Here is a 24,323-nt window from a genome sequence, read left to right on the forward strand (position 1 = left end):
TAGGTGGAATATATTATTATTAAAAAGGTGGATTAGAAATGGAAATATGGAATCCATCTCAAATATCGTTTTAGAATGTGGAGGAATATATGCAACACCGTAAAAGACTATCTATACCAGGAGTAATGAGACATTCCTTTCAAACTGTTAGATTTGCTTTTTGGAATGTGTTAACATTCCAACTTGCTTATAAATTGTTAGCAGCGATTGTGTTTATCCCACTTTTCGGTATTATTTTCAATAAGTTGTTGTACTTTGGTGGGTATGCAAATGCAACAAATGATGAGTTATTAGCATTTTTGAAAACACCATACGGGATTTTGGCAATTGTAATTTTATCTATATTGGCATTGTTTCTTATCTTTACAGAGTTTGCAGTACTTATTATCATTTCGTACTTCGCTCATAAAAGGCAAAAGGTGAGATTACGTCCCATTTTGTATAAAACAGTAACGTATTTACCGTCCTTGTTTACATATTGCTTACCTGGATTTGTTTTGTATGCAGTTGTACTATTACCACTATTAAGTATGGGATATAAATCTGCATTGATTCCTGAAATTCAAATTCCTAATTTTATTACAGGTGAACTATTTAAGACAACAATGGGACAAGTTGGGTATTATACTTTCTTTGCTGTAGTTGCCTATTTAAATCTTCGTTGGATTTTTGTTTTACCTATTATTGTTTTAGAGGAAAAACCGTTTCGCACGGCAGCGCGCAAAAGCGCAAACTTAGTAAAAGAAAGCTTTTTTAAAGTATTGTTCTTTTTAGTAGGTTTTTTCATATCTGTAGGAATCGTCTTTCTTTTATGTGTAGGAATTTATTTACTTTGTCTGTGGGGAGTATATGAATTTACAAACCCAGAAGGGACATTTGCACTACTAGCAGAGTCAACTATTTCAGTCTTCTTAACGAGTACATTGTATCTATTTAGCTTTATTATGACGCCGTTTTATATTATGGCGTTAACAAGGTTGTATTTACAAAAGGTTCCGGTTGAAGATGTTTTATTAGAAGAAGGATTAGATTATTCAAAGACGAAGGCAGATAAATGTTTCTTCCAAAAACATCGTTGGAAATTTATTGGTGTATATATTGTAGGAATTATTACGGCGGGAATGGTTGTTGCCTTTATTGTGACCTTTATTACAAATACGTATAAAGAGCCAATTATTATGGCTCATCGTGGTTATATTTCAAAAGGTGTAGAGAATACGAAAGAAGCTTTGCAGGGAGCTATTGATGCGAAAGCAGATTATGCTGAAATTGATGTACTGCAAACGAAAGACGGTGAACTAGCAGTTATACATGATTTGAAGCTAAAACGTCTTGCTAACGCTAATGTTCATGTGTCAGATTTAACGATGGACGAGTTAAGACAACTTATCCTTAGTCAAGATGGGTTTTCAGGACAAATCAGTACACTTGATGAAATCATTAAGCTGGCAAAGGGGAAAATCAAGCTTAATATTGAAGTGAAGCTTCATGGTGGCGAAAAAGACTTCGTAAACAAAGTATTAAAAGCGATTAAAGATAATGAATTTGAGAAACAATGTGTCATTCAAACGTTACATTACCCGCTTATTAAAGAGTTTAAGCGTGCAAATTCAGATATAAAAGTCGGATATATACTGTATGCAAGTAGAGCCAACTTAAAGAATGTGAAAGCTGATTTTTATGTAGCAGAAGAATATATGTTAAATAAGAAGTTAGTAAAAGAAGCAAGGAAGTTAAACAAGCCAATTTACGTATGGACAGTAAATGATATGGAAAGTTTAAAGGGATATTATAAGTTAAACGTAGATGGTATCATTACCGATTATCCTGAAGATGCACGTGAAACAATTAAGATGCTAAAAGAACAAGAAGAGGAAGAAAGTGATCTGTTTGATAAAATTACTGAAACAACAGATGATTTATTTTCCAAGTTATTTATAAGTTACCCAGCTGCTGGCTAAATGCCCGCAGCTGTTTTTTTTACAAAAAGAATATATCCCTAAAGTATTGTGTAAATTAATAACTGAATATGTATACGGCATCATTGAGGTTTTTTACATCGTTACATTATTGTCAAATAATAAATGATTACTACTTATTTTGAAGGAGTATAATAAAAATAGAGTGATAAATAATGAGATGGAACAAAGAGGCTAATAGAATCAATGTTCCATATATTTACACTATTCTAAATATATAAACTTTAAAAATATAGTATGTTAGCGTTTTCATAACTTTTAAGTTATGCTAGAATAAGGACATAAGTTATTAATTATTACAAAAAGAAAAAAGACTTTCTTTTTTCTGTTAATTATAAGGGGGCATTTCATTATGCGTATTGGGGTACCAGCAGAAATTAAAAACAACGAAAACCGTGTGGCAATGACACCAGCAGGTGTTGTACATTTAATTCGTAACAATCACGAAGTATTCATTCAAAAGGGTGCAGGTTTAGGATCTGGTTTCACAGATGCTCAGTATGTTGAAGCAGGAGCAAAAATTGTTGATACAGCTGAAGAAGCTTGGAACATGGAAATGGTTATGAAAGTTAAGGAACCAATTGAAAGCGAATACAAACACTTCAGCGAAGGTTTAATCTTATTCACATACTTACACTTAGCTCCAGAACCAGAATTAACAAAAGCATTAATCGAAAAGAAAGTTGTTTCTATTGCATATGAAACAGTACAATTAGAAAACCGTTCTCTACCATTACTTGCACCTATGAGTGAAGTAGCTGGTCGTATGGCTGCACAAATTGGTGCACAATTCCTTGAGAAGAACAAAGGCGGTAAAGGTATCTTACTTGCAGGTGTTCCAGGGGTTAAACGTGGTAAAGTAACAATCATCGGTGGTGGACAAGCTGGTACAAATGCTGCTAAAATTGCAGTTGGACTAGGTGCGGATGTAACAATCATCGACTTAAGTGCAGAACGTCTTCGTCAATTAGATGACATTTTCGGAAACCAAGTAAAAACTTTAATGTCTAATCCTTACAATATTGCAGAAGCTGTAAAAGAGTCTGATCTTGTAATCGGTGCAGTATTAATCCCAGGTGCAAAAGCGCCAAAACTTGTAACAGAAGAAATGATTAAATCAATGGAACCAGGTTCTGTTGTTGTAGATATCGCGATTGACCAAGGTGGTATTTTCGAAACAACTGACCGTATTACAACTCATGATAACCCAACTTACGAAAAACACGGCGTTGTTCATTATGCAGTTGCAAACATGCCAGGTGCGGTTCCACGTACATCAACTCTTGCATTAACAAACGTAACAGTACCATATGCAGTACAAATTGCTAACAAAGGCTACAAAGAAGCTTGCCTAGGCAACTTTGCGTTACTAAAAGGTATTAACACATTAGACGGCTATGTAACATTTGAAGCAGTTGCAGAAGCTCACGGTGTAGAGTACAAAGGTGCTAAAGAATTATTAGAAGCAGAAACAGTATCTTGCTAATAGAAGCATTATACAAAACAAAATCGAACAATATATAAACCAACATGATAAGAGCTAAGAGTGAATATCTCTTAGCTCTTCTTGGCAAAAGGGGGCATACATCGTGGCCAACCTATTTAAAAAGAAATCCGTTACGCAATTGTTAGGGGAAAGTAAAAGTAAAACTTTAACGAAAACGCTAGGGGCATTCGACCTAACAATGCTAGGGATTGGTGCGATAATTGGTACAGGAGTTCTAGTATTAACAGGATTAGTAGCAGCAAGAGATGCTGGTCCAGCAGTTATTTTTTCATTCATGATTGCAGCGATTGTTTGTGGATTTGCAGCATTATGTTATGCAGAAGTTGCATCTACACTGCCGGTTTCAGGTAGTGTGTACACATATTCATATGCGACAATTGGTGAGTTTATTGCCCACCTAATGGGATGGACATTACTATCTGTATACGTCGTAACAACTGCCGCAGTAGCTGGTGGATGGACAGGTTATTTCAATAACTTAGTGAGTGGATTTGGATTAGAAATTCCGACAGAGTTGTTAAAGATTCCATCACAAGGTGGTATCGTGAATTTACCAGCAATCATCATTACATTAGTTTTAACTTGGTTACTATCAAGAGGTACGAAAGAAAGTAAGCGTGTGAATAACATAATGGTATTAATTAAAATTGGTATTGTTGTTTTATTCATTGCAGTTGGTGCGTTTTACGTACAACCAGAAAACTGGACACCATTTGCACCATACGGTATTAGCGGAGTCTTTGCCGGAGGAGCAGCAGTATTCTTTGCTTTCTTAGGATTTGATGCATTAGCAACTTCTGCTGAAGAAGTAAAAAATCCACAACGTGATTTACCGATTGGTATTATTGCTTCGTTAATTATTTGTACAATCATTTATGTTGTAGTTTGTCTTGTTATGACAGGTATGGTTTCTTATAAAGAATTAGATGTACCAGAAGCTATGGCATATGTGTTAGAAGTTGTAGGGCAAGATAAAGTAGCAGGTGTAATCGCAGTTGGAGCTGTAATTGGTATTATGGCTGTAATCTTTGCTTACATCTATGCAACAACACGTGTATTCTTCGCGATGAGCCGTGATGGTTTATTACCAAAATCATTTGCGAAAATTAATAAGAAAACAGAAGCGCCAGTATTCTCAACTTGGTTAACAGGTATTGGTAGTGCTTTAATTGCTGGATTTGTCGATTTAAAAGAATTGTCAAATTTAGCGAATATTGGAGCATTGTTAACGTTTGCGATGGTTGGTGTGACGGTTATTATTCTTCGTAAAACACATCCGAATTTACAACGTGGATTTGTGGTACCACTTGTACCAACGCTACCTATTATTTCAATCGCATGTTGTCTATTCTTAATGTTTAACCTACCATTAACAACATGGATCTACTTCGGTATTTGGTTAGCAATTGGAGTAGTTGTATACTTTGTTTATTCGAAAAAACATAGTCATTTAAAAGACGATGGAAGTTCGCAGGATAATTTAGAACAAGCTAATTAACAGCTAATTAAAAGGGATATAAGATAGTAAGCCTTGTGCGTCTAGGGAGCGCGCAAGGCTTTTTCTTTTGTGCAAAATGTAGATCCTTCTTTGAATGAGAATGTAATGGATGCGGAAAATATGTGTATGCTTTATTAAAATGTGAACAAAATGTTCGAAAAAATGTATGAGATTTCATTGACACATATGAATGGACGCTCATATAATAAGAGTATAAGATATATGAATGATTGTTCATATGTTCAAATAAAGAGGTGAGCTATAATGGCTGGAAATAAAGTAGAAACACCACAAGAGACATGTTCTCAAACGATAATTCATGAAGAAGTTGTTGATCAAGTAAAACAAACAATTCCAAATGATGAAAGTTTAAGTAAAGTAGCAGAACTATTTAAAGTATTAGGCGATCGTACACGTACGAGAATATTACATGCGTTATTTGAAGCAGAAATGTGTGTGTGTGATTTAGCTTATTTATTAGGAATGACACAATCATCAATTTCACATCAGCTTCGTGTGTTAAAGCAAGCGAAACTTGTAAAGAATCGTAAAGAAGGAAAGGTCGTTTATTATTCGTTAGCTGACCAGCACGTAATTCATATCTTCGAGCAAGCGTTTGAACACGTAAACGAGGAAGAATAAAAAAGAACGCGAGGAGGGAGAACGATGGCTGAAGCATTAGTGAAAAAGAAACTAGTGTTAGAAGGTTTAGATTGTGCGAACTGTGCAATGAAAATTGAAAAAGGCGTTGGGAATATAGAAGGAGTAAATTCTTGCTCTGTAAATTTCGCGACAAAAACAATGCTTTTAGAAACAGCACAAAATAAAGAAAGTGAAATTGTTACAGAAGCAAAACAACTCGTTACAAAATTAGAACCACATATTAAAGTACAAGAAGAACAAAAAAATAAAGTTGCAAAAGAAGTATTTATATTAGAAGGTTTAGATTGCGCGAATTGTGCGATGAAGATTGAAAATAAAGTGAAGGAAATGCCGACTGTTTCAGCAGCAACTGTTGATTTCGTATCAAAGAAATTACGAGTAGAAGTTGCGAATAAAAGAGAATTAGAAGCGACTGTAGCAAATATAACAAACGTCGTACAAAAGTTAGAACCAGATGTGAAAGTTGTTCGTGAAGAAAAAGGTGGTCATGACCACGGACATAGTCACGACCATGGTGAAGCAAATGTGAAAAAGATGGTAGGACGATTAGTGGTCGGCGGAATTTTGACAGCAATTGCTGCATTAGCTGGCTTACCACAAATGATAACAATTACGTTATTCGTCCTTGCGTATTTATTAATAGGTGGAGATATCGTTTGGAGAGCGGTAAGAAACATAACTCGCGGCCAAGTCTTCGATGAGAACTTCTTAATGGCAATTGCAACACTAGGAGCTTTCGCGATTCAACAATATTCAGAAGCTGTTGCGGTAATGCTATTCTATCAAGTAGGGGAACTATTCCAAAGTATTGCGGTCAATCGCTCCCGAAAGTCAATTACTTCATTAATGGATATCCGTCCTGATTACGCGAATGTGAAGGTTGGAAATGAAACGAAACAAGTATCACCAGAAGATGTACAAATCGGCGATTATATTATCGTGAAGCCTGGTGAGAAAGTACCATTAGATGGAAAAGTAGTTGAAGGAACATCAATGGTAGATACTTCAGCATTGACTGGTGAATCTGTACCACGTGAAGTCGAAGTTGGAAATGATGTATTAAGTGGTTTTGTGAACCAAAATGGTGTATTAACAATTGAAGTTACAAAAGAATTTGGTGAATCAACTGTATCAAAAATTTTAGATTTAGTTCAAAATGCAAGCAGTAAAAAAGCGCCAACAGAAAACTTTATTACGAAGTTCGCGCGTTACTACACCCCAGTTGTAGTTATTACAGCAGCGATTATGGCGTTTATTCCACCACTTATTTTAGAAGGAGCTACATTCTCAGAATGGATTTATAGAGCTTTAGTGTTCTTAGTAATCTCTTGTCCATGTGCGTTAGTTGTATCTATACCTCTTGGATTCTTTGGAGGAATTGGTGGTGCATCTAAAAGTGGTGTATTAATAAAAGGAAGTAACTATTTAGAAGCTTTAAATGATGTGAAATATATTGTTTTTGATAAAACAGGAACATTAACAAAAGGTGTCTTCAAAGTTACAAAAATGGAACCAAGCGAAGGCATTACAAATGAAGAATTATTAGAGTATGCAGCATTTGCTGAAGTGTATTCTAACCATCCAATTGCACAATCGATTCGAAAGGCATATGGAAAATCAATTGATGAAAAAATAATCGATGATTATAACGAAATTTCTGGTCACGGTACAGTCGTCAAAGTACAAGGAAAAGAAATTTTTGCAGGTAATGCTAAATTAATGAGAAAAGAAAACATTACATTTAAGCAACCAGAAACGGTAGGTACATTAGTTCACGTTGCTGTAGATGGGGAATATGCAGGTTATATCGTTATCTCTGATGAGGTAAAAGAAGATTCAAAACAAGCAATTCAAAAATTAAAAGAACTAGGTATTAAGAAGACAGTCATGTTAACTGGTGATGCAAAAACAGTTGGTGAAGCTGTTGGTAAAGAATTAGGTTTAGATGAAGTTCACGCAGAACTATTACCGCAACAAAAAGTAGAAGAGATTGAAAAAATTGATGCGGCGAAGCACGGAAAAGAAAAAGTTGCTTTCGTTGGTGATGGTATTAATGACACACCGGTATTAGCAAGAGCAGATGTTGGTATTGCGATGGGTGGTTTAGGATCAGATGCAGCGATTGAGGCGGCAGACATTGTTATTATGACTGATGAGCCTTCGAAAATTGCAACAGCCTTAAACATCGCAAAACGCACACGACGCATTGTATGGCAGAATATCATCTTTGCATTAGGTGTAAAAGGATTAGTTTTATTACTTGGTGCGTTTGGTATTGCAACAATGTGGGAAGCTGTCTTCTCGGATGTTGGTGTGACACTACTTGCAGTGTTAAATGCAATGCGTGTACTACGAGTGAAAGATTTATAAAAAAGAGGACGCAACCTGCGTCCTCTTTTTTAGGTTATTTTGTTGAAATTGACTCAATAAAATAATAACAAATATTATTTTGTTAATAAATAACGTAATATTAAAATTTACAAATAAAAAATATTTGTCTTATTATTTTAATATATTTTCCACAAAGATACATATGGTATTGAAAAAACAGAGAAGGAGAAACTTCTCTGTTTTATTTTTGTATATTTTTTTCAACTTGTTCTCGAACAGTTTGAATGTAATTCATTTTATGATCCCAGCATTCTTGACTTAAATCGACAGGGTACTCTTCAGGATTTAAAGTTCGCATATACTCTTCCCAAAATAGCGCGAGACTTTGTTCGTTATATTTTTGAATATCTAATATGCCTGGTAGTTCATATGTTCTTTCGCCGTTAACGAAAATGTCTTTATGCAGTTCGCGAGCTTCAAAGTTTGTTACAAATTTGCTTATATACGTGTGAACAGGATGAAACATTTTTAAACGTTCTTCTTTTCCTGGTTCTTCAGAATCTAATGCAATATAATCACCTTCTGCATGATCGTTAACTCGGTTGATAATGCGATAAATTCGTTTCAGTCCTGGAGTGGTAATTTTTTCAGGGTTAGATGAAATTTTAATTGTATCATTTAATTTTCCATCAGTATCTTCAATCGCAACTAGTTTATACACAGCCCCTAACGCCGGTTGTTCAAAGGATGTGATTAATTTTGTTCCAACGCCCCATACATCAATTTTTGCACCTTGAGATTTCAAGTGCATAATTGTGTACTCATCTAAATCGCTAGAAGCAATAATTTTTGTATGTGTAAATCCAGCCTCATCTAGTAGTTTTCTTGCCTTTTTAGATAAATAAGCCATATCACCACTATCAAGGCGAATGCCGTAAAAATCGATACGATCTCCAAACTCTTTCGCGACGCGAATCGCATTTGGAACACCTGATTTTAAAGTGTCGTATGTATCAACGAGAAAGACGCATTTTTTATGAGTTTCAGCGTATTTCTTAAACGCGACATATTCGTCGCGATACGCTTGAACGAAAGAGTGAGCATGTGTGCCGGCTACAGGTATCCCGAAGCGTTTTCCAGCACGTACGTTACTTGTAGAGGAGAAACCACCAATAAAGGCAGCGCGTGTGCCCCAAAGAGCAGCATCGAACTCGTGAGCACGTCTTGTACCGAATTCTAAAAGTTCATCATTATTTGCAGCGTGCTTCATACGAGCAGCTTTTGTTGCAATTAATGTTTGGTAATTCACAATGTTTAACAGGGCAGTTTCAATAATTTGTGCTTCGCCGAGCGGTGCATCAACACGTAATAAAGGCTCGTTATTAAATACAACTTCACCTTCTTGCATACTTCGAACCGTCCCGGTAAATTTCATATTTTGTAAATACTGAAGGAATTCTTCTTCGAATTGTAATTCTGCTAAATAAGCGATATCGCTTTCCGTAAAGCTGAAGTTTTCTATGTACTCTACAATCTTTTCAAGGCCAGCAAAAACAGCATAACCGTTCTCGAATGGAAGCTTTCGAAAGTATAAATCAAACACCGAGCGGCGATTATGAATACCGTCTTTCCAATATGTATAAGCCATATTAATTTGATATAAATCTGTATGTAAGGCATAGCTATCGTCTTTATAATAAGTCATCGCGAAAACACCTCCATAATTTGGTTATAGTATACCAATTTTTCATCGCTCGTAGCAAAGAATGGATATGAAAGTATAGTCAAGAGGGAAAAAAATGAAATATTGCATATTTTTTAGAAAATTAACATTTATCAATTTATATTTCTCAAGATTTTATGTATTATTAGAGTAATGGGGGTAATGAGAATGGAGGAGGACAATGCAACAAACATTAGAAAAAATAGGCAAACAAGTCTTTTATAAACGGCTACAGCAAAAAATGACACAAGAAGAATTATGTCAGGGCATTTGTTCTGTCTCATACTTAAGTAAAATCGAAAATGGAAAGATCGAAGCATCAGAAGAAATTCTACAATTGCTCTGCACAAGGTTAGAAATTGCCGTGACGGATTTGAGAGATGTAGAAGAAGATGTGAAGGGGAAGCTGGAGGATTGGCATAAAGCTATCGTCCATTTAGAAAGAGAACGAATTGAACAAATATATGCTGATTTACAAGAACAAATGGAGCAAGTAACGGATTTTGAAATTATGAATTATTATGAGCTATTATATGTACGTTATCTTATGATTAAGCGTGATATTGACAACGGAGTGGAAAGATTAAATAAATTAAAAAAAGGGTATAAAAAATTATCTAAGTTCCAAAAAATGTTATTCACATATAATGTTTCATTACTAAATTGTTTACAAAACAAATGGAGGATAGGATTAGAGAGTTTAATTGAAACAGAAAAAATGGCGAAAGAACTAAATTATCATGAGAATGGTATTTACTATAATTTAGCATTGGCATATAGTCACTTAGAAAATCCCTATAAAGCTATGCATTTCGCTAACATTGCAATAGAGGGATTCCGTAGTGAATATAAATTCCGTAATGTGATAAACTGTCAATTTATTATAGCGATTTGTTTTGTAAGGCAAGGGCAGTACAAAGAGGCTTTGGATATGTATAATAGCATTTTACGTGAAGCAAGTTCGTTTTCTGAAAATGAGATAATTATGAGTATCGCTTTAAGTAATATTGCCGAAGTCTATGGTAACCAAAAACAATATGAAAAGGCTAAAGAATTTTATTTGAATAGTTTGCAATATCATCAACATGAAGATGATAATTATTTAGATACTTTATATCATACAGCATTACAGTGTATTCATTTAAAACAAATGGATGAGGCGAATCAGTGGATAGAAAAAGGTATCTCTATTGCTCAGCAACACGAAAAGTATAAAAGGGTATTATATTTACTAATTATTTTACAATATAAATATTTCCGTACATCGGATGAATATAAGAAATTTCTAGAATTAGAGGCTATACCATTTTTTAAAAGTGAAGGTAATTTAGTGTATTTAAAGCAAGTATATTTAGAAATTGCGAATTATTTCGAGGAGATCCGTAATTTCGAAGAGAGTAGTCGTTATTATAAAGAAACTATTTCACTATTGGAAAAAGGAGAGGAGAAATAATATGAAAAAAGTGGTGTTTTTAGGACTTGTTGTTGGAGTTGTATTTTTGACGCAGTTTATTGCACAGTATTCGTCGAGACCGGATGTTTTAACGCAAGGAACACAAATAGTGGAAACAATTGAATCGTAATAAAAACCCCTTTCCAACAGGAAAGGGGTTTTTCAATATTTGTTCCCCAAAATTCTACAATACTTGAGAAAATAATTATTTGAATTTTTAGTATATTAATAGTGGAAACATAATGCTAATATGAAACTACTCTTTTTCAAAAAAATTTTTATTAGGGGGAAGGTTCATGAAAAAGAAAAGTTTAGCGTTAGTGTTAGCGACAGGAATGGCAGTTACAACGTTTGGAGGGACAGGCTCTGCGTTTGCGGATTCTAAAAATGTGCTCTCTACGAAGAAGTACAATGAGACGGTGCAGTCACCTGAGTTTATTTCTGGTGATCTAACTGGAGCAACTGGTAAGAAAGCAGAATCTGTTGTGTTTGATTACTTAAATGCGGCAAAAGGTGATTATAAGTTAGGGGAAAAGAGTGCGCAAGATTCTTTCAAAGTGAAACAAGTGAAGAAAGATGCTGTAACTGATTCAACAGTATTACGTTTACAACAAGTATACGAAGGAGTACCTGTATGGGGTTCTACTCAAGTAGCTCACGTAAGTAAAGATGGTTCTTTAAAAGTATTGTCTGGAACAGTTGCGCCTGATTTAGACAAAAAGGACAAGTTGAAAAATAAAAATAAGATCGAAGGCACAAAAGCAATTGAAATTGCGCAAAAAGATTTAGGGGTTACACCTAAATATGAGGTAGAACCAAAAGCGGACTTATATGTATATCAAAATGGTGAAGAAACAACATATGCATACGTTGTAAATTTAAACTTCTTAGATCCAAGTCCAGGAAACTACTACTATTTCATTGAAGCAGATAGCGGTAAAGTATTAAATAAATATAATAAACTTGATCATGTAGCAAATGAAGATAAGTCACCAGTTAAGCAAGAGGCACCTAAACAGGAAGCAAAGCCAGCTGTAACAGGGACAAATAAAGTAGGAACTGGTAAAGGTGTATTAGGGGATACAAAGTCGCTTAATACAACGTTATCTGGATCATCTTACTACTTGCAAGATAATACGCGCGGAGCAACGATTTTTACATATGATGCGAAAAATCGTTCAACATTACCAGGAACATTATGGGCAGATGCAGATAATGTTTTCAATGCAGCGTATGATGCAGCAGCAGTAGATGCTCATTACTATGCAGGTAAAACATATGATTACTATAAAGCTACATTTAATAGAAACTCTATTAATGATGCAGGAGCACCATTAAAATCAACAGTTCATTACGGAAGTAAGTATAATAATGCATTCTGGAACGGCTCACAAATGGTATACGGAGATGGTGATGGTGTAACGTTCACTTCATTATCTGGTGGTATTGATGTAATTGGTCACGAATTAACGCATGCTGTTACAGAGTATAGCTCAGATTTAATTTATCAAAATGAATCAGGAGCATTAAATGAAGCTATTTCAGATGTTTTTGGTACATTAGTAGAGTATTATGATAACCGTAATCCAGATTGGGAAATTGGTGAAGATATTTATACGCCTGGTAAAGCAGGAGATGCGCTTCGCTCTATGAGTGATCCAACGAAATATGGTGATCCGGATCATTACTCTAAGCGTTACACTGGTACTAGTGACAATGGTGGCGTTCATACGAATAGCGGTATTATTAACAAAGCGGCTTATTTATTAGCGAATGGTGGCACGCATTACGGTGTGACTGTGAGTGGTATTGGCAAAGATAAAGTAGGAGCTATTTATTACCGTGCAAACACGCAATATTTCACTCAATCTACTACGTTTAGTCAAGCTCGCGCTGGTTTAGTACAAGCTGCAGCTGACTTATATGGTGCTAGCTCTGCAGAAGTAGCAGCAGTGAAGCAATCATATAGTGCTGTTGGTGTAAACTAAGGATTTAAGAGACTATTATTAATAAAATACTTCAAAAATAAAGAAGGAGCCTATGCTCCTTCTTTATTTTTTTCTCCATTTTTTCCACAAATAAAACAATCCAATAGCGCCTGCGATTGTTACAATCCACTTTGCTTCATTCGTTCCATTCATGACATGGTAAGCCGAATATACCTCGATTAACAAAGCCGGTATTTTACCTATTGTACTGGCAATACTGAAGGAGAGTAATGACATTTTGCCTAGAGCGGCAAATAAAGTCACGATACTGGACGGAATGAAAGGGATGAGGCGGAACGATAGGACGAGTAGAAAGGCCTCTCTGCCTTGTACATAAAGAAGACGCTCTACCTTTGGGTACTTATTTACTTTATCGTGAGTGAACTTTTGAAGGCCTATACGATAAATATAAAACGAGATAATAGCCCCTAAGGCCTCACCTGCGATCGAAATAATGGTTCCGTTCGTTACGCCAAAGAGCTGTATGTTAATAGCGGTCAAAAAAATACTAGGGATAAAACCTAAAAGACTGATGATGATGTTAATTAAGATACTAAGTGGAATTGCGATTGAATAGTAATCTGTTAAGAAGTTTTGAATTGTTTCAGCCATCGTTTAAAATCCTTTATCTTTTTTTGCATTACACCATATTTTCATTGTGTAGGCAAGCACAAATTTACATAATGTAGAAATTGTTGATAAAACACCATCTATATACCTTATATAGGTATTGGGTATATGGAAATAGGGGTATATTTATATTTTTGGAAAACAACCAAAAAACTCCGTGTTTAAAGGGATTATTCGGTAATTTAAGAGGTGATCTAACTTGGGAAATAATCATAAAAACATAGGGGTATATTTATAATAAGGGCTAAAATAGCGATTTGATGAAACTATGGTGGTAATATGGAAAAATAAACGAGGAATTTTAAAAATATATATGTTTTTTCGTTGTGAAATTGACTTTTAGGTAAGTTACGATAATAATCATGGAAGAGGTGATATGATGAAACGAATAAGTAGTCTTTTCTTGAGTAGTTTATTGGCATTAATGCTGATCTTAAGTGGATGTGCAGGAAAAGAACAAAAAACAGAGAAACAAACAGGTAATCAATCGACATCAGTAGAAAAAATTAGTGATAATATTTTAGATGAAATGGAAGGGCCACCTAAAAATGGTCATACGATTGAAAGACATGTAGGAAAATCAGAAGAGGATTTGAAGAATCGCGTGAAGACAGATAAAGTATCAGCGGCAAGTACATACTATGATAAGGAAACGGCGACGAAAGCTGTAAAAGATAGTTTGAAGCAGCATGATAAGGAAATTCAAGATTGGTTGAAAAATTCTAAAGAGGCTCGTCTCGTATTAAATACAACTCATTCATTCCCGGTTGGAAAAACGGTAATAAAGAAAAATATGAATGTAAAAGACAAGTTAGTAAAAACTGTTACTGTTTTAGCGAGAGATAAGTCAGGAGATTTAGGATATAAGATCATTACTTCTTATCCATCTGACAAATAAGAAGGGGGAGTGCATATGTATACAACATTACAATACTTTCTTAAATCTTACTGTACGTTAAGTGTTCATGAAGATGAAATAGTAGGCGTGATGGAAGAGTTTATAGAGCAAGAAGACGAAGAAATTGTTTTGAAATTACGCGATGAATTATTATATATGAAGAAAAAGGATGCTTGGGAAGAGGCGTGCGTATTAGCTGCGAAGCAAGGAAATCGCATGTGGTCGTTAGAAGAAACGAAAGACCATCTTGCAACCTTTTTAATATTATTGCAAAAGAAAAAGGCGTGAGTAGATCACGCCTTTTTTATTTTTGCAATTTATTCGTTTGATAGTGTCTTATTGTGTTGGAGCACTTTTATATACGCTTTTTGAAATTTGGCCATTTGATATTACTTCACCGTTTTGTGTTACTTTTTTATACGTAACTGCTGTTATTTTATCACCAGTCCTACTAATTACTTGAGAAGAAACTTCAACATTTTTACCAGTATTTGTACCGAAAATGCGTGTAGTAATACTACCTCCATTTGAAAAAGCTTGAATATAAATATGATTGCCTGTATTGTTTTTAAATTTCAAATCTGGACCATAATCTGCCACTGCTGCATCTTGCCCAAGTGGTAAATAATTTACGGGCATAGAATGATTGCTTCGAGAGACAATTCCTAAATCTGCTCTTAAAGCGGCGCTATATAAAGTACTACTCACTTGGCAAACGCCTCCGCCTGCACTTTGTATAACTTTACCTTGTGAAAATACTGCTGCGGATTTATAACCATGTGCAGCATCTGTTACGCCAACGCGGCCATTAAAACTAAACGTTTCATCAGGTGCGACAATAACTCCACTTAAAGTATTAGCTGACTTATTTACATTAAAGGATTGATTCCCATTACGACCAGCCATTGGAGTCGAATATTCAGCGATTACCTCTTTAATGCCCATTTTCTGTATATCTTCTGTAGAACGTTCAGGCTTTAATAGTGTAACTGGTAACGTAACATCTGGTGTGCCAGAAGTAATGGCTTGCTGCGTTAAATCAGTTAATTTTTCTTTATCAATTTTTTCCCCATTTTCACTTTGGCTAATATTTACTGTAGAGCCTTCAATATTTAATTCTGCATTAACAGGATTTTTTAATGTGTCATTATATTTATCCTTCATAAAGCTTTCATAAGCAGTTGTATTTAATTGAGGCGTTAATTTATAATCACGTTTTAATTCACCGTTTTCAGCCTGCTTCCGCATTTTGTAACGATTCATTGCGTTTCCTTCTTGTTCTTTAAAGATTTTGTCGATAATATCTTTTTCCTTATAATTTATCCCCAAATCTTTCCATGTGTACGTTTGTTTATCATTTTGAAATATGTAGGTAAGAGATTTTTGGTCTAATTCAGTTACTTTTTGATTGATAATTGCTTGAATATCTTTTTTATTTTTTCCATCGAGAGAAATACCTTCAAATGTAGTATTTGGTAATGCAGTAGTATCTAATTGATTATTTAGTTTGGATACATATTGATATCCACTAACACCGCCTACACAAAGTAATATGCCTCCAGTAATTGCAGAACCAATCAGTATTTTACTTAGCTTCATTTATTTCCCCCCAGAAATTTTTGTATAAATATATGTATTACATTTTTTGTATAAAAATGATGAAAATAACATTATGTACGTACTAGTATACTATTATTCCCACTATGTGTGTAATGTTTTTATAAAAAATGTTACACCGTTGTAATAATTGTCTCTTTTTGTCACAATATGTACGAGAAATATGTTGAAAATTATAATAAAAAGGCTGTCTAGAAAGATCTAGCAGCCTTTTTATTATAATTTTTTATGCTCATTTTTATTCGTAACACCGAGATGTTCTTGTAGTGTTGTCGAAATATTATTGACGCTTTTTTCGTTTGGAACGTAATAATAAATACCACCTATATATTTATCAGTACCTTCTACTTGCAGTTTGTCCATTTTTAAATTGGAATCCATTGAATTTTTGGCAATTGTCATCATATCATCAAAAGTTAAATTTGTTTTTAAGTCTTTATCAACAGCATCTAATAGACCACCGATCTTATTAATGGAATTAAGAGATAGTGCTTTTTCAGCAATAGCTTCTAAAACAAGCTGCTGTCGTTGACCGCGCATATAGTCACTATCGATATGACGAGTTCTAGCTAGTGCCAATGCCTCTTCTCCATTTAAATGTTGACGTCCTTTTTTCAGGTGAATTGCATCTGCTTCGTCTTTACTATTTTGTTCTGTAAACTCAACTGGAACATCGACAGTAATACCACCAAGGGAATCAACAATTTTGATAAATGATTTAAAGTTGAATTTTACATAGTAGTCAACTGGAACATCTAAAAAGTTCTCTACAGTATCAATTGTGCTATCCACACCACCGAATACGTGTGCATGTGTAATTTTATCGTATTTCTTACGTGATTTAATGTAGACACGTGAGTCACGTGGAATACTAACAAGCTTAACAGATTTATCGTTTTTATTAATCGTTGCAAGTAATAGCGCATCTGTACGAGTTGCTTTTCCGTAATTTTTGTCCCTAATATCACTTTCATCCACACCCATAATAAGTACGGAAATATTGTCAGTCATAGGTTTCACGGCTTTTTCACGTTTGCTGGATTTATCCCCGCGGCCCAGTTCGGAATAGGCATTACTTAACACAGACTTCGCTTTACTGTATATATGGAAGGAGTAGCCTCCTGCTCCTAGTGCTATAATCAGTAATGGAATAAGAAGGAACCAAAGTAGGCGTTTTTTCTTTGAGCGTCCTTTTTTGGCTCGAGTATCTTTGTTCATATCGGATTTCATCATTTTTTCTCCTTTAAAACTATCAAAGTGTATACATCTAGAAGCGCATTCAAACACATAAAAAATATTGTACGCTAAATAAAAGCGATTGTACATGTATAAAAAATAGATGTCTTGATTATTTATAAAGACATCTATTCGTTATTGTATACAAAAGATAGGGATAAGAAAATGATAAAATTTTACCTGATTACAACATAATGCTTACGATAATTGCAGATAAAATGCTAACGAGAGTAGCTCCATATAGTAATTTAAGGCCAAATCTGGCAACGACGTTTCCTTGTTCTTCATTTAAACCTTTTACCGCACCTGAAATAATGCCGATAGAGGAAAAGTTCGCAAAAGAAACGAGGAATACAGAAATGATACCCACTGTACGGGGAGAAAGGCTATTAGAAATTTTATTAAGGTCCATCATTGCTACAAATTCATTCGTTACAAGCTTCGTTGCCATAATGCTACCAGCTGTGACAATTTCAGAATTTGGTACACCGATAAGGAATGCAATAGGCGCAAATACGTAGCCGATTAATTGCTGGAAGGTAATGCCGAATATAATGAGGAATAGGTCATTAATGCAGCTAATTAATGCGACGAATCCGATGAGCATAGCGCCGACAACGATGGCTACGCGAAAGCCATCTAGAATGTATTCTCCAAGCATTTCAAAAAAGCTTTGCTTTTCACCTTTAATTTCTAAAATATCTTCTTCATCTTTTACGTCGTAAGGGTTAATGATGAGTACGATAATAAATCCACTAAATAAGTTGAGAACGAGTGCGGTTACTACATATTTTGGTTCGATCATTGTCATATAGGCACCTACGATAGACATAGATACGGTTGACATGGCAGAAGCACAAAGTGTATAAAGACGGTGTTTTGGAATTTGGGCTAATTGTTTTTTTACCGTAATAAAAACTTCTGATTGGCCGACAATGGCAGATGCGATAGCGTTGTAAGATTCTAATTTCCCAAGCCCATTTATTTTGCTAAGGAAGTAACCGACCCACCGAATAAAGAATGGTAGTATTTTGAAATGTTGTAGTATACCAATTAAGACGGAAATGAAGACAATTGGTAATAATACAGTAAGGAAAAATGGCATTTCACCTTTATTGGCAAGACCGCCAAATACGAAGTTTATACCATCAGCGGCATACTCGAGTAGCTTTGTAAACAGACTGGAAATAACCCGAATAAGTATGAGGCCGATTTCTGTATTTAATAATAAATAGGTTAAAATCAACTGTATAATAAGCATAATGACAATTGGTTTAAATTTAATATGTTTCTTATTGTTGCTAGCAATATAAGCAAGGAAGAAAACAACGATAAGTCCCACGAAAAAAGTAATAAATTTCATAGTAAGCCCCCTAAAAGAGATATTCTGCTATATATGTTTTTCATTTCAAGGGAGAATATACATCTTTGGTAAAGAAAGGAATAGAGAGAGCATGAATATATGTAGAGTGCACCACGTTGCAATTATTTGTTCGAATTATGAAGTGTCAAAGGATTTTTATACTCGAATATTAGGTTTTGAAGCGATAAATGAAGTATATAGAAGGGAACGAGATTCTTATAAGTTAGATTTATGTGTAGGGGAAGAGTATCAAATTGAATTATTTTCATTTCCAAGTCCTCCTGAGCGTCCAAGTTTTCCAGAAGCGGCTGGACTTAGACATTTGGCATTTGCTGTTACAAATATAGAAGAAGCTGTAAACCATTTAAAGCAGTGCGGTGTAGAGACTGAATCGATACGTATGGATGAAATAACCGGAAAAAAATTCGTCTTTTTCCAAGATCCTGATGGCTTGCCTTTAGAATTGTATGAGGTTTGAAATTGGTGAATTTTATATAGGGTTGCTTTTGTGTAAATGAAGAAACTAAAGTGAAACTTCTTTTTTAAAGGAGGTGTAACTTTAGCTAAGAAAGCTAAAGGATATATGTGGATATTTTAAAATTACTGATGGTAGTCATCCTTATCGCGTTAACAGGTTTTTTTGTAGCTGTTGAGTTTGCAATCATTAAGGTACGTAGCAGTCGTATTGATCAACTTGTTAGCGAAAAACGCCGAGGAGCATTGGCAGCAAAAAAAGTAACTTCGAATTTAGATGAGTATTTATCAGCATGTCAGCTAGGTATTACAATTACTGCTTTAGGGCTTGGGTGGTTAGGCGAACCGACTATAAAACATTTACTCGAGCCATTGTTTTTAAAACTACACTTATCTCCTGCAATTGCAAGTACCGTTTCATTTATTATTGCCTTTGCCGTGATTACGTTTTTACATGTTGTCATTGGTGAACTTGCTCCGAAGACGCTCGCTATACAAAGAGCAGAGCAAGTTAGCTTATTATTATCGAAGCCAATTATTTACTTTTATCGAGTAATGTATCCATTTATTTGGGCTTTAAATGGTTCTGCAAGGCTTGTGACAGGGTTATTTGGATTACATCCGGCTTCTGAACATGAAGTTGCTCATTCGGAGGAAGAATTACGATTAATCTTATCAGAGAGTTATGAGAGCGGAGAGATTAATCAAAGAGAATTTAAATATGTAAATAATATTTTTGAATTCGATAATAGAGTCGCAAAGGAAATTATGGTACCTCGTACGGAAGTTGTAGGTTTATATGAGGACGAACCATTTGAAACACATATTAAAATAATCGCACAAGAAAAATATACGAGGTATCCTGTATTTGGTGAAGATAAAGATGAAATCATTGGGATGGTTAATGTAAAGGATTTATTTATTCGTTATATGGATGGTAATCGAGATGAGGAGTGCTCGATTACACCATATACAAGGCCAGTTATTGAAGTTTTGGAAAATATTCCTATACATGATTTGCTATTACAAATGCAAAGAAAACGAATTCCATTAGCTGTATTATATGATGAATACGGCGGTACAGCGGGGATTGTTACACTAGAGGATATTTTAGAAGAAATTGTTGGAGAAATCCGAGATGAATACGATGAAGATGAACACCCGCCTATAGAGCATATAAGTGAAGGGTGTAAGATTGTAGATGGAAAAGTGCTTATTAGTGAGGTAAATGATTTATTTGGCATACACTTAATCGCTGATGATGTAGATACAATTGGTGGCTGGATTATGGTACAAAAGCAAATCGTTGCTGAAGGAGATATTATTGAAAAATCCGGCTTTTCTTTTAAAGTTCTTGAAAAGGATATGCATCAAATTAAACGAGTGGAAGTAAAGAAGGTAGAAGAATGATTTTCTGTAAATATTTATAAAAGATATATATAGAAAAATAAATGTTTGCGCTTTCAAAAAAGGTGCTATATAGTGAAGGTGGATACTGAAAAATTCTTCTGCATGATACTCGTATTTTTAGAGGGCGAATTTTTTAGATAAGGATTTAGAATGAAAAGTATAGGTGATAAAAATGATAGCAACGAAGGATATACGTATAGAAAAAGACTTTTTAGGTGAAAAGGAAGTACCGAATGTAGCTTATTATGGTGTACAAACATTACGTGCTGTAGAAAACTTCCCGATTACAGGATATCGCATTCATCCGTCACTCATTACGGCAATGGCAATTGTGAAAAAAGCGGCGGCACTTGCAAATATGGATACTGGTTACTTAGCAAAAGACATTGGACATGAAATTGCAGAGGCAGCACAAGAAATTGTTGATGGAAAATTCCATGATCAATTTATCGTGGATCCAATCCAGGGCGGTGCTGGAACTTCTATTAATATGAATACAAATGAAGTAATCGCTAATCGAGCGTTAGAACGTATGGGATATGAAAAAGGCGAGTATGCAAAGATTAGTCCAAACACGCATGTGAATATGGCTCAATCAACGAATGATGCGTTTCCAACGGGAATTCATATTGCAACTCTTATGATGTTAGAAGAACTTCTTATTACAATGGAAGAACTTCATGCAGCTTTCCGTGAAAAAGCAAAAGAGTTCGATCACGTTATTAAAATGGGGCGTACACATTTACAAGATGCTGTTCCGATTCGTCTTGGACAAGAATTCGAAGCGTATAGCCGCGTGCTTGAGCGTGATATAAAGAGAATTAAACAGTCTCGCCAACATTTATATGAAGTGAACATGGGGGCGACAGCTGTTGGTACGGGATTAAATGCAAACCCTACGTACATCGAACAAGTGGTTAAACACTTGAGAACATTTAGCGGATTCCCACTTGTTGGTGCAGAGCATTTAGTTGATGCAACGCAAAACACAGATGCATACACAGAAGTATCTGCGGCATTAAAAGTATGTATGATGAATATGTCTAAAATTGCGAATGACCTTCGTATTATGGCATCTGGTCCACGTGTTGGATTGGCGGAGATTCAATTGCCAGCTCGTCAACCAGGTTCATCTATTATGCCAGGAAAAGTAAACCCTGTTATGGCAGAAGTAATCAATCAAGTTGCTTTCCAAGTAATTGGTAATGATCATACAATTTGCTTAGCATCAGAAGCGGGACAATTAGAGTTAAACGTAATGGAGCCTGTACTCGTATTTAATTTAATTCAATCTATTAGTATTATGAATAACGGATTCCGTGTATTCCGTGAATATTGTATTAAAGGAATTACAGCAAATGAAGAATTGCTGAAGCAATATGTGGAGAAGAGTGTTGGAATTATTACGGCAGTAAACCCTCATATTGGTTATGAAGCAGCATCTCGTATTGCGCGTGAAGCAATTGAAACAGGAAAATCTGTTAGAGAGTTATGTTTAGAACATGGTGTACTGACAGAAGAAGAATTGGATATTATTTTAGATCCATTCGAAATGACACACCCTGAAATTGCTGGTGCTTCTTTATTAAAGAATAAGAAGATGTAATGTGAAAAAACACCGATCCATTTGGATCGGTGTTTTATTTTTAAAAGATATTAAATACAGCGTTTAATTGAAGTAAGCTAATGATAGCTAAGAAGATTAAACTGTATTTCATTGCTGTTTTAAATAGGACAGATTCTTTACCAACTAGTCCAACTGCTGCACAAGCAACTGCTACAGATTGTGGTGAAACCATTTTTGCCATTGTACCACCTACTACGTTTAATGCAACAAGAGTAGTAGGAACGATGTTTAATTGATCTGCAGTTACTGCTTGAAGCGGTGCAAATAATGAACCACTTGATACTACTGATCCTGTAATGAATACGCCAATCCATCCTAAGATCGGAGAAAGAACAGGGAATGCATTACCAGTAGAAGAGAATGCAAGTCCAAGTGTAGATGACATACCAGAGTAGTTCTCTACGTAAGCTAAAGCGATAACGCTACAGATTGTATATACTGGAGCTTTTAGTTCTTTTATTGTTTCAACCATTAATTCTTTAACCATTTTTCCTTTTACGCGGTATACGATAAGTGAAACGATAATTGCTAATACGATTGCAGTAGTTGTAGATGAGAATACATCAAACTTGAAAACAGCTGCGAAAGGTGTATCAGCTTTTGTAATTGGTGTAGTTTTCATAACAGCATTATGAAGACCAGGGAACTGAATGTTAAATACTAAGTTTGCTAGTGCGCCATCCGGAGCAAATAAAGCTTTAATTGGTTTTAAATTAAAGATTGTTACGAATGCAGTTAAGAATACGAATGGAGACCAAGCATATAGAATTTGATTGAATGTATGAGATTCTTTTTCTTCTTGTTTTTCTTCTTTAGTAGAAGATTTTGGTTGCCAAACACGTAAGAATAATGCAAGAGAGACCATACTTACAACGGCTGCGAAAATGTTAGTAAGTTCTGCACCTAAGAAATAAGTTACGACGAACTGAGTAATTGCGAAAGAAACACCACTTACAAGAATACCTTGCCAAGTTTCTTTAATACCTTTAATTCCATCGATCATTGAAACAAGTAAGAAAGGTAAAACAATACTAATGAATGGTAAAATAAGAACAGTTTGACGACCGATAGTTAATGCGTCTAGCTCAGTTAATTGTGCTGGTACTGTAACTGGGATACCCATAGCACCCATAGCACCACCAGCGATGTTAGCTACTAAACAAATACCTGCTGCTTTTAATGGATTAAAGCCCATACCTACAAGTAATGCAGCTGTAATAGCAACTGGAACCCCTAGACCAGCTGCGCCTTCTAAGAAAGCACCGAAAGAATAAGCGATTAATAATACTTGTAAACGTTGGTCATTTGTAATGCTTGAAATACTATCACGAATGACATTGAATTGCTCTGTTTTAACAGTTAATTTGTAAAGGAAAATTGCTGCGATAACGATAGTACAAATTGGATAAAATCCAGATAAAACACCGAATCCGGCAGATGCTACAGCTACAGTTGCTGGCATTTTATAAACAAATATAGCAAGAATAATAGCGACGATCACACTGTAAAGACCAGCGATATAACTTTTCATTTTTAGTCCCATTAAACAAATGATGAAGCAGAAAATTGGTAGTGCTGCGATTAGTGCAGATAACCAAATATTGTTTAGTGGGTCATAAATTTGTGTCCAAGTACTCATAATAATGACAACTCCTATCTATTTTATGTGAAGAAATTCACATTATTTGTGAAACTATTCACAATCAACTTACATGCTTAGTATATTCTCCTTCAACACTATTGTCAACGTAAAAAAGTATAATTATTCCATAATAGTGTTAAAAGGGATGCTTTGTTCATAAAGTAGACAAAAAGCGCACTCAAATCCATTTGAGTGCGCTTTTTGAAGTTATTTCCGTATTCTTTTGTTTGTTCATATATCATTGATTCTATATATTAGATGACATCTTTACCTCAAGTATATAG

19 protein-coding genes are annotated in these 24,323 nt (G+C 34.9%); 13 read left to right on the forward strand and 6 right to left on the reverse strand.

Features of this window, described 5'->3' with window-relative positions; genetic code table 11:
• Window positions 1–89 precede the first annotated feature (89 nt).
• The 5 genes from FS742_RS24495 (at window position 90) to FS742_RS24515 (ending at window position 8,017) form a co-directional block, all read left to right on the forward strand.
• Complete coding sequence (locus FS742_RS24495) at window positions 90–1,961, forward strand: glycerophosphoryl diester phosphodiesterase membrane domain-containing protein (protein WP_144615703.1); 1,872 nt, start codon at window positions 90–92, stop codon at window positions 1,959–1,961.
• 370 nt (window positions 1,962–2,331) lie between these two features.
• Window positions 2,332–3,465 (forward strand): alanine dehydrogenase, encoded by a 1,134-nt coding sequence (ald, locus tag FS742_RS24500; RefSeq protein WP_144615705.1) that lies wholly within the window; start codon window positions 2,332–2,334, stop codon window positions 3,463–3,465.
• Between the two features lie 103 nt (window positions 3,466–3,568).
• Window positions 3,569–4,984, forward strand: coding sequence for an amino acid permease (locus FS742_RS24505; RefSeq protein WP_144615707.1), 1,416 nt, complete (start codon window positions 3,569–3,571; stop codon window positions 4,982–4,984).
• A 264-nt stretch (window positions 4,985–5,248) separates the two neighbouring features.
• A complete protein-coding gene (locus tag FS742_RS24510) occupies window positions 5,249–5,626 on the forward strand; it encodes an ArsR/SmtB family transcription factor (protein WP_144615709.1) in 378 nt (125 codons plus the stop codon).
• A 24-nt stretch (window positions 5,627–5,650) separates the two neighbouring features.
• Window positions 5,651–8,017 carry a heavy metal translocating P-type ATPase gene (locus tag FS742_RS24515; protein ID WP_144615711.1) on the forward strand — a complete coding sequence of 789 codons (2,367 nt, stop codon included), beginning with the start codon at window positions 5,651–5,653 and terminating at the stop codon, window positions 8,015–8,017.
• A gap of 202 nt (window positions 8,018–8,219) precedes the next feature.
• Here FS742_RS24515 and FS742_RS24520 read toward each other — a convergent pair whose 3' ends face one another.
• Complete coding sequence (locus FS742_RS24520; RefSeq protein ID WP_076542321.1) at window positions 8,220–9,683, reverse strand: nicotinate phosphoribosyltransferase; 1,464 nt, start codon at window positions 9,681–9,683, stop codon at window positions 8,220–8,222.
• A 199-nt stretch (window positions 9,684–9,882) separates the two neighbouring features.
• Here FS742_RS24520 and FS742_RS24525 point away from each other — a divergent pair, with 199 nt between their 5' ends.
• From FS742_RS24525 to FS742_RS24535, 3 genes are all read left to right on the forward strand, one after another.
• Window positions 9,883–11,154, forward strand: a complete 1,272-nt coding sequence (locus FS742_RS24525) for a helix-turn-helix domain-containing protein (RefSeq protein ID WP_144615713.1) — start codon at window positions 9,883–9,885, stop codon at window positions 11,152–11,154.
• 1 nt (window position 11,155) lies between these two features.
• Window positions 11,156–11,284 carry an NprX family peptide pheromone gene (locus FS742_RS24530; RefSeq protein WP_144615715.1) on the forward strand — a complete coding sequence of 43 codons (129 nt, stop codon included), beginning with the start codon at window positions 11,156–11,158 and terminating at the stop codon, window positions 11,282–11,284.
• Between the two features lie 166 nt (window positions 11,285–11,450).
• Window positions 11,451–13,142, forward strand: a complete 1,692-nt coding sequence (locus tag FS742_RS24535; protein ID WP_144615717.1) for a M4 family metallopeptidase — start codon at window positions 11,451–11,453, stop codon at window positions 13,140–13,142.
• Between the two features lie 63 nt (window positions 13,143–13,205).
• Here the strand turns inward: FS742_RS24535 and FS742_RS24540 are convergent, their stop codons facing one another.
• A complete protein-coding gene (locus FS742_RS24540) occupies window positions 13,206–13,754 on the reverse strand; it encodes a TVP38/TMEM64 family protein (protein WP_144615718.1) in 549 nt (182 codons plus the stop codon).
• A 397-nt stretch (window positions 13,755–14,151) separates the two neighbouring features.
• Here FS742_RS24540 and FS742_RS24545 point away from each other — a divergent pair, with 397 nt between their 5' ends.
• Both FS742_RS24545 and FS742_RS24550 read left to right on the forward strand, forming a co-directional pair.
• Window positions 14,152–14,670, forward strand: a complete 519-nt coding sequence (locus FS742_RS24545; RefSeq protein ID WP_144615720.1) for an RNase A-like domain-containing lipoprotein — start codon at window positions 14,152–14,154, stop codon at window positions 14,668–14,670.
• Window positions 14,671–14,685: 15 nt separating this feature from the next.
• The gene (locus FS742_RS24550; protein WP_144615722.1) at window positions 14,686–14,958 is read left to right on the forward strand and encodes a hypothetical protein; all 273 of its coding nucleotides are present in this window, start codon (window positions 14,686–14,688) and stop codon (window positions 14,956–14,958) included.
• Window positions 14,959–15,006: 48 nt separating this feature from the next.
• Here the strand turns inward: FS742_RS24550 and FS742_RS24555 are convergent, their stop codons facing one another.
• The 3 genes from FS742_RS24555 to FS742_RS24565 form a co-directional block, all read right to left on the reverse strand.
• On the reverse strand, window positions 15,007–16,269 hold the full coding sequence (locus tag FS742_RS24555) for a VanW family protein (protein WP_144615724.1): 1,263 nt from the start codon (window positions 16,267–16,269) through the stop codon (window positions 15,007–15,009).
• A gap of 234 nt (window positions 16,270–16,503) precedes the next feature.
• Complete coding sequence (locus FS742_RS24560; protein WP_313956679.1) at window positions 16,504–17,520, reverse strand: LCP family protein; 1,017 nt, start codon at window positions 17,518–17,520, stop codon at window positions 16,504–16,506.
• A gap of 187 nt (window positions 17,521–17,707) precedes the next feature.
• Entirely contained in the window at window positions 17,708–18,886 is a 1,179-nt protein-coding gene (locus FS742_RS24565; RefSeq protein WP_144615727.1) for a NupC/NupG family nucleoside CNT transporter, read from the reverse strand.
• A 91-nt stretch (window positions 18,887–18,977) separates the two neighbouring features.
• Between FS742_RS24565 and gloA2 the strand changes: the two genes are divergently transcribed.
• From gloA2 to aspA, 3 genes are all read left to right on the forward strand, one after another.
• Window positions 18,978–19,364, forward strand: coding sequence for an SMU1112c/YaeR family gloxylase I-like metalloprotein (gene gloA2, locus FS742_RS24570; protein ID WP_144615729.1), 387 nt, complete (start codon window positions 18,978–18,980; stop codon window positions 19,362–19,364).
• Between the two features lie 107 nt (window positions 19,365–19,471).
• Complete coding sequence (locus tag FS742_RS24575) at window positions 19,472–20,770, forward strand: hemolysin family protein (RefSeq protein ID WP_144615731.1); 1,299 nt, start codon at window positions 19,472–19,474, stop codon at window positions 20,768–20,770.
• A 172-nt stretch (window positions 20,771–20,942) separates the two neighbouring features.
• Window positions 20,943–22,376, forward strand: a complete 1,434-nt coding sequence (aspA, locus tag FS742_RS24580) for an aspartate ammonia-lyase (protein ID WP_144615733.1) — start codon at window positions 20,943–20,945, stop codon at window positions 22,374–22,376.
• 40 nt (window positions 22,377–22,416) lie between these two features.
• Here the strand turns inward: aspA and FS742_RS24585 are convergent, their stop codons facing one another.
• Window positions 22,417–24,036 carry an L-lactate permease gene (locus tag FS742_RS24585; RefSeq protein ID WP_144615735.1) on the reverse strand — a complete coding sequence of 540 codons (1,620 nt, stop codon included), beginning with the start codon at window positions 24,034–24,036 and terminating at the stop codon, window positions 22,417–22,419.
• Window positions 24,037–24,323: the final 287 nt, after the last annotated feature.

This window comes from Bacillus cereus (assembly GCF_007678085.1).
GTDB lineage: Bacteria > Bacillota > Bacilli > Bacillales > Bacillaceae_G > Bacillus_A > Bacillus_A cereus_BE.

Coding starts and splice junctions, on each gene's coding strand:
- FS742_RS24585 (WP_144615735.1), bottom strand. CDS start 24,036: ATGAGTACTTGGACACAAATTTATGACCCACTAAACAATATTTGGTTA.
- FS742_RS24510 (WP_144615709.1), top strand. CDS start 5,249: ATGGCTGGAAATAAAGTAGAAACACCACAAGAGACATGTTCTCAAACG.
- FS742_RS24550 (WP_144615722.1), top strand. CDS start 14,686: ATGTATACAACATTACAATACTTTCTTAAATCTTACTGTACGTTAAGT.
- FS742_RS24560 (WP_313956679.1), bottom strand. CDS start 17,520: ATGATGAAATCCGATATGAACAAAGATACTCGAGCCAAAAAAGGACGC.
- FS742_RS24545 (WP_144615720.1), top strand. CDS start 14,152: ATGAAACGAATAAGTAGTCTTTTCTTGAGTAGTTTATTGGCATTAATG.
- FS742_RS24535 (WP_144615717.1), top strand. CDS start 11,451: ATGAAAAAGAAAAGTTTAGCGTTAGTGTTAGCGACAGGAATGGCAGTT.
- FS742_RS24525 (WP_144615713.1), top strand. CDS start 9,883: ATGCAACAAACATTAGAAAAAATAGGCAAACAAGTCTTTTATAAACGG.
- FS742_RS24520 (WP_076542321.1), bottom strand. CDS start 9,683: ATGACTTATTATAAAGACGATAGCTATGCCTTACATACAGATTTATAT.
- gloA2 (WP_144615729.1), top strand. CDS start 18,978: ATGAATATATGTAGAGTGCACCACGTTGCAATTATTTGTTCGAATTAT.
- FS742_RS24555 (WP_144615724.1), bottom strand. CDS start 16,269: ATGAAGCTAAGTAAAATACTGATTGGTTCTGCAATTACTGGAGGCATA.
- aspA (WP_144615733.1), top strand. CDS start 20,943: ATGATAGCAACGAAGGATATACGTATAGAAAAAGACTTTTTAGGTGAA.
- FS742_RS24515 (WP_144615711.1), top strand. CDS start 5,651: ATGGCTGAAGCATTAGTGAAAAAGAAACTAGTGTTAGAAGGTTTAGAT.
- FS742_RS24495 (WP_144615703.1), top strand. CDS start 90: ATGCAACACCGTAAAAGACTATCTATACCAGGAGTAATGAGACATTCC.
- ald (WP_144615705.1), top strand. CDS start 2,332: ATGCGTATTGGGGTACCAGCAGAAATTAAAAACAACGAAAACCGTGTG.
- FS742_RS24540 (WP_144615718.1), bottom strand. CDS start 13,754: ATGGCTGAAACAATTCAAAACTTCTTAACAGATTACTATTCAATCGCA.
- FS742_RS24530 (WP_144615715.1), top strand. CDS start 11,156: ATGAAAAAAGTGGTGTTTTTAGGACTTGTTGTTGGAGTTGTATTTTTG.
- FS742_RS24565 (WP_144615727.1), bottom strand. CDS start 18,886: ATGAAATTTATTACTTTTTTCGTGGGACTTATCGTTGTTTTCTTCCTT.